This is a genomic window from Clostridium sp. (assembly GCF_030532265.1).
Lineage (GTDB): Bacteria > Bacillota > Clostridia > Clostridiales > Clostridiaceae > Clostridium.
In genome coordinates this window covers 49533-66414 of sequence record NZ_JAUNLM010000006.1, presented here as the reverse complement: position 1 = coordinate 66414, position 16882 = coordinate 49533, and the positions used below count along the sequence as shown (strand labels likewise).

Sequence of the window (16882 nt, the reverse complement as noted above, 5' to 3'; positions counted from 1 at the left end):
CACCTGATGTTTTATATGATGCACCTGGAAGAATAATTGATTATGCAAGAATAGGGGCTTTAGCACCGGTAGATGATATGATTAAAGAGTTAAATGGAGATGTATCAGAAGCAATATTACAAGGTTGTAAACTAGATAATACTTATTATATGTATCCTTTTAATACTACAAACTTTATGATGGCAGCAAATAAGCAAATGTTTGAGGAAGCTGGAGTATTAGACAAGCTTCCGCTTAATAAAAAAGATAGATTATGGAATGTTGAAGAATTTGAGGAAGCATTAAAAGCTATAAAAAAAGCTAAGCCAGATGTAACACCTTTAACTTTCTTTAGTAAAAGTACTGCAGGAGATCAAGGTACAAGAGCATTTGTTGCAAATCTTTTTGGAGGAAGTGTTATGAATGAAGATCAAACTGCATACACTTTTGATAGCAAAGAAGCTATAAAATCTATGGAATGGGTTAAAAAAGCTATAGATGAAGGATTAATAGCAAAAGGATCAGAAGCATTAGCTTCAAATGATTCAATTGATTTATATCTTCAACAAAAAGCAGCAATTACAATTCTTTCTTCAACTGGATTAGTTAAGAGCAATGAATCAAAGAAATCACAACCTTTTGATGATATATTATTACCAATACCAGCACCTGAAGGAAAGCTTGCTTTAGAATCACTTATAGGTGGATTATGTGTATTTGATAATGGTGATGAAGATAAAATAGCTGCTTCAAAGAAATTCATAGATTTCTTATGTAATGATAAAGAATGGCAAGAAAAGAATTTAAAAGCAACAGGAACTTTCTCTGTTAGAGATTCTGTGAAAAATTTATATGATGATGAAGAAATGAAATTTGCAGAAGCAATGGGAAATTATACAGCTAAATATTATAATACTGTAAATGGATTTGCTGAAATGAGAACTCATTGGTTCCCAGCACTTCAAGAAATAACTTTAGGTCAAAAATCACCTGAAGAAGCTTTAAAAGAGTTTAATAAAAAGGCAAATGAAACTCTTAATAAAAAATAATAAAAATAATTAATTTTAGGGAGTGAAAACACACTCCCTTATCACTAAATGTGAAAGCAAGGGGGTTTCTTAAGTGAGTGCTGAAGTAATCGAAAAGAAAAAGGTTAAGCATAGTAAATTAGCAAAAAAAGAATGGATTGCAGCTTATATTTTTTTATTACCTGCAGCTATATTTTTTATAGGTTTTGTAATAATTCCTATGATAGGTGGAATAGTGATGAGTTTCTTTGATTATAATCCAAAGAGTGCTACCTTTATAGGAATAGAAAATTATATAAATATATTTAAAGACGAAATATTTAGAAAATCATTATGGAATACTTTAGTTTTAGTTATAGGGAATGTTCCTATAGTAGTAGTTTTTTCATTATTTGTTTCAATGACAATATTTAAAAAGTCAGCAAAGATAAGATCTTTTTTTAGAGGAGTTTTTTATTTACCAGCCATAGCATCAGTTGTTAGTATAACTGTTGTTTGGGGATGGATTTTTCATCCTAATTATGGAATATTAAATTATGTTTTAGGTTGGTTTGGGATAGATCCTCAAGTTTGGCTTGGAAATCCAAGTATAGCAAAGTGGGCAATACTTATGGTTTTAGTTACATTATCTGTTGGACAACCTATAGTTTTATATATGGCATCTCTTGGAAATATACCTAAGGATTATTTAGAAGCAGCAGAAATAGATGGGGCTAATTCAAGTCAAGTTTTTAAAAATATAACATGGCCATTATTAAAACCAACAACATTATATATCGTAATAATAACAACAATAAATTCATTCCAATGTTTCTCATTAATTCAACTATTAACAGCAGGAGGACCTAATTATGCAACTACAACAATTATGTATCAAGTATATGAAAGATCATTTACTTTAGGTCAATATGGACTTGCATCATCAATGGGAGTAGTTTTAGCAGTTATAGTAATGTCAATATCAATAATTCAATACAAATATTTAGGTTCAGATGTAGAGTATTAGTTGGAGGTGATTTAAGCTATGTTTGGCAAAAAGAAAGAAAAAGAAGTTTTATATGATTGGAGAAATCAATGGACTCCAAAAAATATAGTAGCTTTTATAATATTGTGTTTATTTACAGTAATTTTTATATTTCCATTTTATTGGATTATAACTGGAGCATTTAAAGATCAAGGTGCAGCAATTGCGATACCACCACAATGGTTTCCACTAGAGCCGACATTTGCAAACTGGGAAAGCCTTGCAAAACAGCCATTAGCTAGATGGACTTTTAATAGTTTTTTTATAGCCATTGCAACAACATTTTTAGTATGCTTAACTTCAGCTTTAGCTGGTTATGTTCTTGCTAAAAAAAGATTTCCAGGAAGACAAATTGTATTTTGGTTATTAATAATAGCTATGGCTCTTCCAAAACAAGTTATAATGGTTCCTTTATTTAACATATTAACTAGTTTAGATTGGATTGATACTTATAAGTCACTTATACTTCCAGCTGTAGGATGGCCATTTGGAATTTTTCTAATGAAGCAATTTAGTGAAACTATACCTAGTGAACTTATAGAAGCATCAAAAATTGATGGATGTTCAGAAGTTGGAATATTTAAAAATATTGTTATTCCAATTGTTAAACCAGGTATTGGAGCACTTGCAATTTTTACATTTATAAGTTCATGGAATGATTATTTTATGCAGTTAATTTTAATAAGAAGTAAAGATATGCAAACACTTCCTTTAGGAATAGCTACAATGCAATTAGAGTTTGCAACAGACTATGGTTTAATGATGGCTGGAGCAGCACTTGCATCAATACCTATGATTATAATATTTATAATGTTCCAAAAATCATTTACTCAAGGTATAACAATTGGAGCTGTAAAAGGTTAAGGTATAAGATGTGTAAAGAGTATAAATAAAAGATTTTTATAAAAAGAAAATTTATTATATGAGGATAAATTATACTATTTAAATTAAAGTTACGAAATTAATTTTGTTATTAGTTATATTTGGGGAGGGATGAGTATTTTATTTATATGACAAAATTAGTTTAAATAAAGATATTATTATATTCCAAGAATTTTTTATTAATCCTATATAAGATAGGTTGAATGATGGAATTTATAATTGAAAAATATACAATTTAAATTTATTTATTAAGGGGAGAGGTTTATGTCAGGATTAGTATTAAAAAATATTGATAAGGTTTATGAAAATGGGTTTAAAGCAGTTGATAATTTTAATTTAGAAATAGAAGATAGGGAGTTTATAGTTTTTGTTGGACCATCAGGTTGTGGTAAATCAACAACTTTAAGAATGATTGCAGGTCTTGAAGAAATAACAAGTGGAGAATTATATATTGATAATAAAGTAGTTAATGATGTTGCTCCAAAGGATAGGGATATTGCAATGGTATTCCAAAATTATGCATTATATCCACACATGACAGTTTATGAAAATATGTCATTTGCATTAAAGCTTAGAAAGACTCCTAAAGCAGAAATTGATAAAAAGGTACGTGATGCAGCAAGAATTTTAGATATAGAACATCTTTTAGATAGAAAACCGAAGGCTTTATCAGGTGGACAAAGACAAAGGGTTGCTATGGGAAGAGCAATAGTTAGACATCCAAAAGTATTCTTAATGGATGAACCTTTATCAAACCTTGATGCTAAGCTTAGAGTTCAAATGAGAACAGAAATAGCTAAGCTTTATAATGAATTAAATACAACATTTATATATGTAACTCATGACCAAACTGAAGCTATGACTCTTGGAACAAGAATAGTAGTTATGAAAGATGGTTTAGTACAGCAAATAGCATCACCAAAAGAGATTTATGATAATCCAAGTAATTTATTTGTAGCATGTTTTATTGGTAGTCCTCAAATGAATATATTAAAAGGTAAAACATATGAAAAGAACGGAAAGGTTTATTTAAATATGTTAGGAACTGATGTGGAACTTTCAGAAGAAAAAGCAAAAATAATAAAAGAAACTAATAATTTAAATAAAGATGTTTTAGCTGGAATAAGACCAGAAAATATGAGTTGTAAAAAAGAAGATTTAGAAACTGCAGAATCAATATTTAATGGAGAAATAGAAGTTTCAGAAAATTTAGGGGCAGAAACATTTTTATATTTAAAGGGAGAAGAAGGAAAAGCTATTGTAATAAAAACAGCAACTGCTGATAATATAAATACTAAAGGAAATGTTAAGTTTGTAATAGATTTAGATAAGCTTCATATTTTTGATAAAGAAAGTGAAAAAACTATATTTTAATAAAAAAGGTGATAACTAAATGCTCTAGTTATCACCTTTTTATAAGTTTTAATTAGTTAGAGAAATAAATTTAAGGTGAACCTTTTAAAATAAAATGAATACAATAGTATAAAGGGATACAAAAAAGAAGAAATGTCTTTTAAAGTATCCCTTTTATGCTATAAGAGAGTAGGTGTTTATTATGGAAAGATTAGAAAGAATCTTTAAGGAAGCATCTCTTAGAGCCGTAATTTTCTCAAAAAATAAACTAGGCATAAGACTAGATTTTTCAGAAGATAGTTTAAGTTTATTAGATGATATATTAGAAGCCTTTCATAAAGCAAATGAAAATAATGATTTTGATAATGATAAACTTATAGATTTATCAATGGTATTTGGTGGATATCTTGGAGAAGTTATAAGTAAAAATATTGGAGGTATATGGGAAGAAAATGATAATAAGACAATATTTTTAGAAGTTAATAATCAAAAGGTACTTCCATTAAATATAATATATAAAAGAATAAATATTGGGGAACGAGCATCGGTAAAGAGATGGTATTATAAATTTAAGGAGAAAATATGTTAAAAGGGATAATATGTTTAATCTAGCTAGTGTAAATATTTATACTAGCTAGATTAATTTTTGTTGAATATATAATAACATTATTTTACACTTAACTTAAGTATAATTTTTAAGGGGGATATTTATGATAAAGAATGTTATTTTTGATATAGGAAATGTTATATTGGAATATAATCCTAAAAGGTATTTGAGAGAAAAAATAATGGATTTAGATTTAGAAAAAATATTGTTTAATGAAATCTTTCAAAGCAAAGAATGGGAAAGGTTAGATAGAGGAACTATAACTGAGGAAGAAGCTATTAATGAAATAATAAAGAGAAATCCTACTATTGAACAGGACATAAGAAAAGCATTTGAAAATTGGTATGAGCTTTTATTACCAATAAAAGAAACTATGGAGGTTATAAAAATATTAAAGAGAGAAGGTTATAACATATATTATTTATCTAATTTTCATAAAAATTCTTTTGAGGTAATTAAACAAAAATATAATTTTTTAGAAGAATTTAATGGAGGTATAGTTTCTTTTAATGAAAATTTACTTAAACCTGAATTTGAAATTTATAAAAAACTGCTAGAAAAATATAATTTAAAAGGAGAAGAGTGCGTATTTATTGATGATATGGAAATAAACATAAATGCAGCAAAGAAAATTAATATTAATACTATATTATATAAAGACAATGATAATTTAATTAAAGGATTTAAAAATTATGGGATAAAAATTAATGAAAAATAAAATACATAAATGGATGATTTTTACAAAAGAATATTGTATAATGTAATAAAAAGTTTATATTAGAATATAATTATTTTGTGGGGGAAAAATACTTTCAGGTATTAAAAGGAGGGAATATTCATGGATGTAAATTTAATTCCGAATGTTGATAATTATGTGGCAAAGTATATGGATGAAAGAGGTTGTAGCTTTGAACAGGCTTGTGAGGAACTAGAGCTAGATAAAGAAGCAATTTTTACTCAAAATTATAATAGAGAATTTGAATAGAAAAAGGATGCAATTTAGCATCCTTTTTAGTTTTTGAAAAAAAATATACTAAAGGATATAATATAATAATAAAGACTTAAATTTAGAAAAGAGGTAAAAGAATGAAAATAAATAGAAATGATAATTGCTGGTGTGGTAGCGGTAAGAAATATAAAAAATGTCATGCTGAATTTGATGAAAAATATGAAGCATTAAAAAGACAAGGTTTTTTAATGCCACCTAGAGATATTATAAAAAATAAAGAACAAATAGAGGGAATAAAAAAGAGTGCTAAAATAAACAATGAAATACTTGATTTAGTTGGAGAAAAAATAAAAGAAGGAATGAGCACAGCTGATATTGATAAAATAGTTTATGATTATACAATAAGCCAAGGAGCTATTCCAGCTCCACTTAATTACGGAGGTTTCCCAAAGAGTGTCTGTACATCAATTAATGAAGAAGTATGCCATGGAATTCCAGATGAAAATATAATATTAAAATCAGGAGATATAATAAATGTAGATGTTTCAACTATAAAAGATGGATATTTTTCAGATGCATCAAGAATGTATATGATAGGTGAAGTATCTGATGAAGCAAAAAGATTAGTTGAAGTTTCAAAAGAGTGTTTACAAAAAGGAATAGAAGCAGTTAAACCATGGGGATTTTTAGGGGATATTGGTGCTGCTGTACAAGAGCATGCTGAAAAAAATGGATATTCAGTAGTTAGAGAATTTGGTGGCCATGGAGTAGGATTACAGTTCCATGAAGATCCTTTTGTAGCTCATGTAGGTAGAAAAGGAGAAGGAATGGTATTAGTTCCAGGGATGACTTTCACAATAGAACCAATGATAAATGAAGGTAGATATGAAGTTTTTGTTGATGCTGATAATGATTGGACTGCAATAACAGAAGATGGTTCTTTATCAGCTCAATGGGAACACATGATTTTAGTAACAGAAGATGGTATAGAAATATTAGCTCACTAAAAATAAATATATTAAATAAAGGTGAAAAACTTAAGTTTTTCACCTTATTTTTTGAATGTTAATAAAGTGTAAATATATAAAAAAGAAATAATAAATTTCTAAATTTAAACAGTGGATATATATATTGAATGTTGTATAATAGTCAAGTAATATAGAGAATTTAAGGTGATTGAATGAATAAGAAAAAAAGATTAGGAGACCTTTTGGTAGAACTTGGATATATAACAGAAAATCAAGTTCAAGAAGCTATAAAAATTCAAAAGACAACTAATAAAAGATTAGGACGTATATTTGTAGAACTTGGATATATAACAGAAGAAAGTTTATTAAACATATTAGAATTACAACTTGGAATACCTAGAATAAATTTAGAACTTATAGATATTGATATGAATGCTGTATCAACTATATCAGAAGGTTTAGCTAAAAAGTATAATCTTATACCAGTAAGATTTAGAGATAATCATCTTGTTGTTGCAATGTCTGATCCACTTAATATATTTGCTGAAGAAGATGTAGAATTATCATCTGGATATAAGATTGAAATTGGAATAGCTATGGAAGAAGAAATATCAGAAGCTATTGCAAAATATTATTCAAAAGATTACATGTCAAAAGCCGAAGCAAAATTAAACGAAAAAGAAGCTGAAGAAATAAAGGAAAGTGTTTCAATTGATGAGGATAATAAATCTCCTTCTGTTAGACTTATAGATAGAATAATAGAAAATGCAATTAGAAATGATGTAAGTGATATACATATAGAACCACAAAAAAATAAAATAATCATAAGATATAGAATAGATGGAAAACTTAGAAAACAATTTGAAGCTCCAAAAGAACCATTAAATTCAATGGTTACTAGAATAAAATTGCTAAGTGGAATGGATATTGCTGAAAGAAGAATTCCTCAAGATGGAAAAATAGTTATAAATATTGATAAAAGAGATATAGATTTAAGAGTATCTATTTTGCCATCAGTAAATGGAGAAAATCTAGTAATTAGAATATTAGATAAAAGATCTTTTGAATTTACTAAAGAAAATTTAGGATTAACTGTAGATGACATAAATTTAGTTAATAAAATTACTTCAAATCCATATGGGATGTTTTTAGTTACTGGTCCTACCGGATGTGGAAAAACATCAACATTATATTCAATATTAAAGGATTTAAAAACAGAAGAAAATAATGTTATAACTTTAGAAGATCCTGTTGAATATACAATGGACGGGATAGTTCAGGTTAATGTTAATAATAAAGCTGGACTTACATTTAATTCAGGATTAAGGTCAATTCTTAGACAAGACCCTGATGTTATAATGGTTGGAGAAATAAGAGATGAAGAAACAGCTACTATGGCTATAAGAGCTGCAATAACTGGTCATAGTGTGTTAAGCACTTTGCATACTAATGATGCGCCAGCAGCTATTGTAAGGCTTATGGATATGAATGTTCCACCTTATTTAATTGCTGCATCTTTAACTGGAGTAATAGCACAAAGGTTAATGAGAAGATTATGTAATAATTGCAAAAAAGAATATATAGCAAATAATTATGAAAAAGAACTTTTAGGTGTAAGTAAGGATGAGAATTTAAAACTTTATAAACCAGTTGGATGTGTAAAATGTTCTGGGACAGGTTATAAAGGGCGAATTGGAATATTTGAAATAATGGAAATAAATCAAAATATAAGAGAACTTATAGCTAATAAGGGAAATTTTTATGAAATTAGAGACGAAGCTAAAAAAAGTGGAATGAAAACTTTATTTGAAAGTGGAGTAGATATTGTAAAAAATGGTACAAGTAGCATGAATGAATTAATGAGAATAACTTTAATAAAAGAATAAAGGAGTAAAATAATTATGCCTTTATACAAATATGAAGCAAAAGACCTTAATGGTAAGCTATTAAAAGGGAAAATAGAATTAAATAATGTTGATGAGTTAAGAAAAATTTTAAAGCAAAAAGGATTTTATTTAACTAAATATGATACAGGAAGACAGTCTTTAAATATAGATTTTGATATGTTAAAAAAAATACCTAAGAAAGATATTTCTATATTTTGTAGAGAAATGTATTTTGCATTATCATCAGGAATAACAATAATTCAGAGTCTAGAAATAGTGAAAGACCAAATTGAAAATAAGAAGCTAAAAAGTATACTTAGAAATGTTTATGATGAAGTGGGCAAGGGTAAGCTGTTATCTGAAGCTTTTAAAAAGCATAAAGATTTACCAAATTTATTTGTATATATGATAGAAGTCGGTGAAGAAACAGGGAAGATAGATGAAATAATGAAAAGTCTTGCAGATTACTATGATAATCAATATAAACAAGAAAAGAAAATAAAAAATGCACTTATATATCCTAAATTTTTATTTGCATTTTCAATACTTATAGTTTTAGTACTTGTTACTTTTGTAGTTCCTATATTTGTGAAAAACTTGTTGTCAGCAAATATAAGCTTACCAATACCAACACAAATAGTTGTGTGGATTAGTAATTTTATGAAAAAAAATTGGATTTATATAATTTTGGTAGTGTTGTTGTTTTTAATAATTAAAAATAATATTTTAAATAAGAATAAAGCGTATAAAATGTTTAGAGATAGATTTATAGTAAAATTTAAATTTATAAAAAATATGACTATGCAAATTTATACAGCAAGATTTGCGAGAACTTTTTCTATATTATTTGGTGGTGGAATAAGTGTAGTTAGATGTATAGAGATATGTTCAGATGTTATAGGAAATGAGTATTTAAAGAAAAAATTAATCAATAGTAAAGATTTAATAAATGAGGGATCTAGTATTGCAGAAAGTCTAGAAATTAGTAATACATTTCCTAAGATGCTTATTCAATCTATAAAGGTTGGTGAAGAATCAGGAAGTGTTGAAGAAATATTGGAGAAAGCTTCTCAATTTTATGATTCTGAATCAAATTTTGCATTAGAAAAATTAACAAATTTAGTTGAGCCAGTAATGATTGTAGTATTAGCAATATTAGTTGGATTTATTGTTATATCATTATTATTACCTATGTTCTCAATGTATGACACAGTACAAATAAGTTAGTATTAAGAGATATTAAGCTTTATTGCTTTAAATAAAACAATATTTTAAGGAGGAATAAGTTATGAATAAACTTATGAAGAAAAAGAAAAAAGGATTTACACTTATTGAGCTTATAGCAGTAATTGCTATACTTGCAGTGCTTGCAGTAATCGCAGTTCCAAGAGTAATATCATATGTTGAAAAGTCAAAGAAAGTTGCAATACAAACAGAAGCAGCAACTATATATAATGCTGCGGAAGCTGCATATAATGATGGAAGATTAAAAGACATAATAGATTCTACCAAATTTAATGATATGGATGTTAAGACTGCTATAACGGAATTAACATCAAATAATTTATTAAGCAATGTAAATACTAATAAATTTAAAAATATACAAAATATTAAATTAAAAGATTTAAAAACTATAATGAATGCAAATTTAAATGATATAAAACTTAATGGAGATAATTTAGCAGAATTACCTAAATCATCTAATGAAGTAGATTCAAGTTCTGTTACTCAAGGACAAGGTCATAAATAAAAATAAATTAATATAAAAATTAAAAGGCTGCTTTGACAGCCTTTTAATGAATTAAATTTTAAAGTGAGTGATTTTATGAGGAAAAAAGGATTTACACTTATTGAGGTTATTGCAGTAATTGCTATACTTGCAGTAATTTCGATAATAGCAGTTCCAAGAGTAATACAATATGTAGATAAATCAAAAAAAGTTGCAATACAAACAGAAGCAAAAAATTTATATGATGCAGCAGAGAGAGCATATAATGAAGGAATCATCATTCCTGAAGATGGAAGTGTTCAAGGAGATACGGAAAAGAAAAATATAATTTTTGATAACATGAACTTATTTCAAAATGATTGTAATAATGGGGCTAAATCAGTTATAACAATACTGGAAGAAAAAAATTATATAAGCAAAGAAGAAGGAAAAAAAGCAGAAAAGAAACTTTCAAATGCATATTACATAGGATTATTGAAACAAGTAATTAATGCTGACACTAATAAAATTGTATTAGATAAAAATGGGTGTTTGAATAACTGGAGCGGAATTCCTATAAAAGATGAAAATACTAAACAACAAAACAATAATTAAAAAGAATATAGATATAAAGTTATTAAAGTTAATAAAATAGTTATTTAAGATTAATGTTTTAAAATTTAAAAAAGTGGACAATTATTAAAATATAAAAAATTTATATAAAGGAGTTTAAATGATAGGTTTAATATTTTTTATATTTGGATTAGTATTTGGTAGTTTCTTTAATGTTTGTATTTATAGAATACCAAGAGAAGAAAATATTGCATATCCACCATCACATTGTGCAAAGTGTGGCAGAGAACTTAAGGCATATGAGCTTATACCAGTTCTAAGTTGGGTTATTTTAAGGGGAAGGTGTAAAGGCTGTAATGAAAAAATAAGTATTATATATCCTTTAATTGAATTAATTACAGCATTTATGTTTTTAATAATGTATTTAAATTTTGGATTAACTATAAATACATTTAAATACATAGTTTTATTTTCAATACTTATAATAGCTTCAACTATTGATATAAAAACAAAAGAAGTTTATTTTAGTGTATCTTTAGTTGGATTTTTATTTGGTATATCATTTTCAATAATAGAAATAATAAATGGAAAACCTTTAAAGGAAGGAATAATTAGTATACTTATACCTCTTATTATAGTAGGAATAATATATTTAATTTCAAAAAGATTTGATGGCTTTGGTGCAGGGGATTTAGAAGTATATCTTTTTGTTGCTCTATATTTAAGCCCTATATTAATGGGAGTAACATTGATAGTTTCTATAATTTTAGGTGGAATATTAGCCATATTTTTATTAATAATAGGTAAAAGAAAAATGGAGATGCCATTTGTACCTTTTATTGCATTAGGTACTTTTATTTCGGTATTATGGGGGATTGATATATTAAATGTATATTTAAATACATTTATATAGGAGGATAAGAATGTTTAGACTAGGAAGCAAAGATAGTATTATTTTAACTATTAAAGATGAGTTTATAGATATTTTGATTGGAAATAAAAAGAAAATAAAATTATATGATTCTATACCAATAGAAGAAGGAATGTGTATAGAAGGAACAATAAAAGATGTAGTTGGGTTATCAGAAATATTATTAAAATATTTTTTAGAAAATGACATAAATGAAGATAAATTATCTTTTGTTATATTTGGAAGTGATGTTGTAACTAGACATATTCAATTACCAAAGATGAATAGTGAGAATTTAAGGGAAGCAGTTGAATACGAAGTTAAGGAATTAGTTCAAAATGACGAAAATTATTATATAGATTATGAAGTAATAAGAAAAGAAAAAGGAATAAATAATCCTAAAGTAGATATATTAGTTGCTGCATGTATAAAAGATAAAATTAATAGTTATGTAGAATTAAGCAAAGCTTTAAATAAAAAGTTAGAAATAATAGATGTATTAACAAATTCAATAAATAAGGTTTTATTAAATAGTACATTAGAATATAGAGGAAAAACTGTAGCATTATTTTATTTAGGTTATAGTTTTAGTATTGTTTCTATAGCAAATGATGGAGTTATGAATTTAGAGAGAAATATACCATTTGGATTCCAAAATATTATAAGAGAATATAGAAGAAATAATGATTTAGAAAATACAGTTACATATAAGAGTTATTCAAATAAAAATAAATCAAAAAGAATAGATATAAAATCATTTGAATTAATAGATACATTTAATAAATATCCAAAAATAAAGGATTCGGTAGATAATTTATTATCTATAGTAGATAAAACAATTAAATTTTATAATTCAGGTAAGGGATATAACAAAGTTAATGAGATAGTTATATTATCTAGTTTGGAATTAAATAATACAGCTATAAAATATATAGAAGATTACTTTTTAATAAAAAGTAAATTAATAAGAAGTACAGAAGACCTAGGTCTTGAAGTTAAAAATACAGATAAAGAGTTTGGAAGATATTTACCTCTTTATGGATTATTTTTAAGGAGAAATTAAAATGAGAAAACAATTAAATCTTAATCCAAAAAGTATAGAAAAACATAAGAAAAAATGTATAGGAAAAGTACTAATAGCTGTTTATTTAATAATTATAATTTTATTATTTATAAATGCAGGAGTTATATATTATAATAATAAATCTTTAGAAAGAAATAGTGAACTTTTAAAGTCAGAAATTAAAAATTATAAAGAACAAGGTAGTAATTATAACAATATATCCAATGATATAAAAAATAAAGAAGCATTTATAAACAAAGTAAAAAACATAGATAGAAATGTTTCAGCATGGGAATATTTAAATAATCTAAAAAAATACTTTCCTCAAAATGTATCTTTAGAAAGTATAACTTTTAAAGAAGATGGAATAAATATGGTAGGAATTGCAAATAGTGATGAAGATATAACTATATTTTTAGCAAATCTTCAAATGAGCAAATTATATAAGGATTCAAGACTTATATCAACTGAAGATATAGAAATTAATGATTATAACGATAAAGATAAAGTTGGAAATATTAATAATGATAAAAATAATGATAAAGATAAGAAGGTAGAAAAGAAAGAAGATAAGAAACCAAAGGTAATAAAAAAGGTTAGATTTACTATTTCAACAGAAGGAGTAAAAACATATGAAGAAAAGTAAAGGGGAATATAAGTTTATAAAACATTTAAAAGAATTAAGTAGAAAAGAAAAGTTACTTTTATTTATAAGCATATTAATATTTAGTTTTTTAATAATTGAAGAATTAGTAATAAAACCTTTAGATAACAAAAATAAAAATTTAGAAGCTGAAATATTAAATCTTAATAATCAAAAATCAGATGCTCTTTATGGAATAACTAAACAAGATAAACTTAGAATTAAGTTAAATGATGTTACATATAATTACAATAAAATTTTAAAAAAACTTCCTAAAACAGAGAAACAAGCAGATATTCTTAAAGATTTAACAATTATAGCTGGAGTAACAGATATAAAGATTATTAATATAAATTTTGAAAAAAAATATACAGTATTAAATGATAAAGAGAATTCAAAGGATAAATCAAATAGTGAAAAGGAATTTAATTTAATAAATGATGATAATTCAAACAATGAAATAAAATTAAATAAAGATGATGTAATAGTACATAGTGCAACATTAACTGTAAATGGAAGTTTTGAAAATATAATAAGTTTTATTAATAAGATTGAAACAAATAAAAGAAAAATAAATATAGATAGCTTACAAATTAACAAGTTAGATTCAAATAAAAAAGAAAATAACATACTTCAAGGGACTATTCAAATAGAATATTATAATTTAAATTATAAGGAGAATGAGAAGTATGATTTTAATAAAGGAACATACGGTAAAAAAAATTATTTCAATTAAAAAAAGAGGAATAAGCCTTGTTGAAGTTGTAGCAGCACTTTCAATATTTATAATTCTTTTTATTGCAGTGAGTGGACTTATAATGAGTGCAATTAAAAGTGAAAATTCAACTAATAATTCAATAAAAGCAACAACTGTAATACAAGGTGTAAGAGATGTTTTATATAATGAAAATAACAATTTTTTTAAAGATTATTTATTAAATAAAGAGGTCAAATTTGAAATAAATGATATTTACTCTATTCAATGTATGTTAACAGGTGATATTCGGGATGGAATTATAAAGCCAGTTAATAATACGTATACTTCTATAAATAGTGAAGATGATCCTATTAAATATATAGTTTATATTGATACAACTTCATCAGAAGAAAATAAAGGGTTATACTTTATAACAATATCAGTAATTATACTTAATAAGTATCAATATTATTATTACGATAGTGGTGAAAAGAAGCCAAATGCTGAAGTAATAAATTTAAAAACAAAAGGGGTACAATCTTTAAGTGAACAACTAATAGTAAGACCTATAAATGAAGGAGTAGTTATTAAAAAATAAACTTTAGAAAAGAGGTTCTCTATATGAAGAAAAAAGGATTTACTTTAGTTGAATTAATAGCAGTCATGTCTATAATGTGTGTGATTTTAATTGCTATTTTTGGAATTTATATAACTGGAATAAAGAGAGCTGAAACTACAAAAATAAATGCTGATATTGAAAATGAATATAGAAACTTTTATCAGGTTATAAAGAATTCTATAAAAGAAGATAGAGATTATATAAAATTATTTTATGATGATAATACATCAAGAGGATGGACTTTATCAGATTTAGATAAACAAAATAATAATTTCAATAATGAATTTAAAAATAGTAGATATGAGTTAAAAGAGGCATATTTAGTTATTAAGAATAAAAAGAGTAATATTGATAATATATTAATTTCTTTTGAAAAAGAAGGAGTAAGAACTTTTTATATGATACAAGTAAATTCAAAAGATGTAGAATATAAATTAGATCCTGATAATATTTTAAATGGGTCAGTTAATATTATTGGAAACATAGTATCTTATAGAAAAATATGTGATAATGTAACTAAATTTAATGTAAATGAGAATAAAGGAACGTATTATTTTTATTTACAATATACAAAAAAAGGTATATCAAGAGAGTATAATTTTTCAGTAAATAAATCAAATGAAAGAATAATTGAGGTTAATATTAATTAATATAATAAAACTATTAAATAAGTTATTAATAGGGATGTGTGAATTAAATGAAAAAACGAGGTTCAGCATTGGTAGTTGTTTTGCTTACCTTAACAGCATTAGTTATAATAGGTTTGGCTACTTATTCTTATATAGTTAATACGAGCAAATTAAATAATGATGAAAATAATAATGAAGCATTAAAAGGTGCTACAATGTCTGCACTTAGTATAGGTGAATATTATTTAATAAATAAACAAAAATATAAAAATATAAAGGTAGGACAAGGTGCTTATTTTACTGGTAATGATATTAAAGATATATTAAGTGATGATAATTTTAAAAATATATCATATGTAAATAAAAATGTTAGATTAAGTAATGATAATTATAAATATTATGTGAAAGTATATAATGAGGGAAATAATGAGTTTAACATTAATGCAACAGTAACTTTAGGTAATTTAAAGAGCAGTAAAAATAGTATTGTAAAAATAGAAGATGAGGAATTAAAAGGAAAAGATTTCTTTAATGTTTTAGATAATAAAAAAATAGGTATGTTTAATATTTTAGGTGGACATAAATTTTCAGTAGAAGATTTAAGTGGTTCTATTGAAAATGTATCATATAATTTCTATGGACTTGACAATAATGTTAAATTACCAAGTTTATTAAAAAACGGAATTAACCTAAATAAGAAAAATGAAAAAACAAAGAGTTTAAATTTAATTCTTAAAAAAGGAGATATAAGTGTAAGTAATTTAAATGAATTAATAAACAAATTAGAAAATCATAATATATTCGGAAGAAAAATGAAGGTTGTATTAATAAATGAAGGTTATGAAAAGGATGAGAAATATAAAATAAAATATTTCAAATCTATAGAAGAAGCAAAGAGTGAATTTAAAGATTATTCTGCTATTTTAATAAAGTTAAATAGAGATTTTTTAAATGCAGATTGGCATGATTCATATTTGTTAGTTTGTAACGGTAATTTAGATATAGAAAATATAGGTGAGAGTAATTATGGTTTAGAAGGTGATGAATTATTTATTTACTCAAGTGGAAAAGTAGAGTTTAATGAAGTTAAAATTGGAACGCACAATCATTTATTTATGAATGATGATGTATATATGAGCATTGTATCTAAAAATGGAATAAACATAGAAGATTCTGATATATATTTAAAAGGAAGTTTTAAAGATATAAGTAATAATCTTAAAAATGTTTTAAAAAAATTAATAAAATAGGCTGAATTTATTTAATCAGCCTATTTTTTTATATAAAAATAAGACAAAAAATAACAAAAACCTCTTTAAAATGTTGCTAAAGTGTTAATAATATGATAAAATTTTAAATAACAA

Annotated in this window: 19 protein-coding genes; all 19 read left to right on the top strand. The window is 25.1% G+C overall.

What is annotated here, in order from left to right; all coding sequences use genetic code 11:
- The coding region (locus Q4E08_RS02985) for an extracellular solute-binding protein (RefSeq protein ID WP_303128169.1) at positions 1-1028 on the top strand (1028 nt) is incomplete at its 5' end.
- A 73-nt stretch (positions 1029-1101) separates the two neighbouring features.
- The gene (locus tag Q4E08_RS02980) at positions 1102-2013 is read left to right on the top strand and encodes a carbohydrate ABC transporter permease (protein ID WP_303128160.1); all 912 of its coding nucleotides are present in this window, start codon (positions 1102-1104) and stop codon (positions 2011-2013) included.
- An 18-nt stretch (positions 2014-2031) separates the two neighbouring features.
- Positions 2032-2895 carry a carbohydrate ABC transporter permease gene (locus tag Q4E08_RS02975; protein WP_303128158.1) on the top strand — a complete coding sequence of 288 codons (864 nt, stop codon included), beginning with the start codon at positions 2032-2034 and terminating at the stop codon, positions 2893-2895.
- Between the two features lie 282 nt (positions 2896-3177).
- Positions 3178-4287, top strand: coding sequence for an ABC transporter ATP-binding protein (locus Q4E08_RS02970; protein ID WP_303128156.1), 1110 nt, complete (start codon positions 3178-3180; stop codon positions 4285-4287).
- Between the two features lie 181 nt (positions 4288-4468).
- A complete protein-coding gene (locus Q4E08_RS02965; protein WP_303128154.1) occupies positions 4469-4855 on the top strand; it encodes a hypothetical protein in 387 nt (128 codons plus the stop codon).
- A gap of 121 nt (positions 4856-4976) precedes the next feature.
- Positions 4977-5591: an HAD family phosphatase gene (locus Q4E08_RS02960; RefSeq protein ID WP_303128153.1), complete on the top strand. Its 615-nt coding sequence runs from the start codon at positions 4977-4979 to the stop codon at positions 5589-5591.
- Between the two features lie 120 nt (positions 5592-5711).
- Positions 5712-5858, top strand: coding sequence for a hypothetical protein (locus Q4E08_RS02955; RefSeq protein WP_303128150.1), 147 nt, complete (start codon positions 5712-5714; stop codon positions 5856-5858).
- A gap of 101 nt (positions 5859-5959) precedes the next feature.
- Positions 5960-6829: a methionyl aminopeptidase gene (locus tag Q4E08_RS02950; protein WP_303128147.1), complete on the top strand. Its 870-nt coding sequence runs from the start codon at positions 5960-5962 to the stop codon at positions 6827-6829.
- A 173-nt stretch (positions 6830-7002) separates the two neighbouring features.
- Positions 7003-8676 carry a GspE/PulE family protein gene (locus tag Q4E08_RS02945; protein WP_303128144.1) on the top strand — a complete coding sequence of 558 codons (1674 nt, stop codon included), beginning with the start codon at positions 7003-7005 and terminating at the stop codon, positions 8674-8676.
- Positions 8677-8691: 15 nt separating this feature from the next.
- Positions 8692-9903: a type II secretion system F family protein gene (locus Q4E08_RS02940; RefSeq protein WP_303128141.1), complete on the top strand. Its 1212-nt coding sequence runs from the start codon at positions 8692-8694 to the stop codon at positions 9901-9903.
- A gap of 61 nt (positions 9904-9964) precedes the next feature.
- Positions 9965-10426, top strand: coding sequence for a type IV pilin protein (locus Q4E08_RS02935; RefSeq protein ID WP_303128139.1), 462 nt, complete (start codon positions 9965-9967; stop codon positions 10424-10426).
- A gap of 75 nt (positions 10427-10501) precedes the next feature.
- The gene (locus Q4E08_RS02930; protein WP_303128136.1) at positions 10502-10999 is read left to right on the top strand and encodes a type II secretion system protein; all 498 of its coding nucleotides are present in this window, start codon (positions 10502-10504) and stop codon (positions 10997-10999) included.
- A gap of 118 nt (positions 11000-11117) precedes the next feature.
- Positions 11118-11870, top strand: coding sequence for an A24 family peptidase (locus Q4E08_RS02925; RefSeq protein ID WP_303128133.1), 753 nt, complete (start codon positions 11118-11120; stop codon positions 11868-11870).
- A gap of 10 nt (positions 11871-11880) precedes the next feature.
- Positions 11881-12930 carry a pilus assembly protein PilM gene (gene pilM, locus Q4E08_RS02920; protein ID WP_303128130.1) on the top strand — a complete coding sequence of 350 codons (1050 nt, stop codon included), beginning with the start codon at positions 11881-11883 and terminating at the stop codon, positions 12928-12930.
- Between the two features lies 1 nt (position 12931).
- Positions 12932-13576 (top strand): PilN domain-containing protein, encoded by a 645-nt coding sequence (locus tag Q4E08_RS02915; RefSeq protein ID WP_303128128.1) that lies wholly within the window; start codon positions 12932-12934, stop codon positions 13574-13576.
- Positions 13563-14309, top strand: coding sequence for a hypothetical protein (locus Q4E08_RS02910; protein WP_303128126.1), 747 nt, complete (start codon positions 13563-13565; stop codon positions 14307-14309). The genes Q4E08_RS02915 and Q4E08_RS02910 overlap by 14 nt, the downstream gene beginning before the upstream one ends.
- Positions 14263-14868, top strand: coding sequence for a hypothetical protein (locus Q4E08_RS02905; RefSeq protein ID WP_303128123.1), 606 nt, complete (start codon positions 14263-14265; stop codon positions 14866-14868). The genes Q4E08_RS02910 and Q4E08_RS02905 overlap by 47 nt, the downstream gene beginning before the upstream one ends.
- Positions 14869-14891: 23 nt before the next feature.
- Entirely contained in the window at positions 14892-15539 is a 648-nt protein-coding gene (locus Q4E08_RS02900; protein ID WP_303128120.1) for a type II secretion system protein, read from the top strand.
- Between the two features lie 47 nt (positions 15540-15586).
- Positions 15587-16768 (top strand): hypothetical protein, encoded by a 1182-nt coding sequence (locus tag Q4E08_RS02895; RefSeq protein WP_303128118.1) that lies wholly within the window; start codon positions 15587-15589, stop codon positions 16766-16768.
- Positions 16769-16882: the final 114 nt, after the last annotated feature.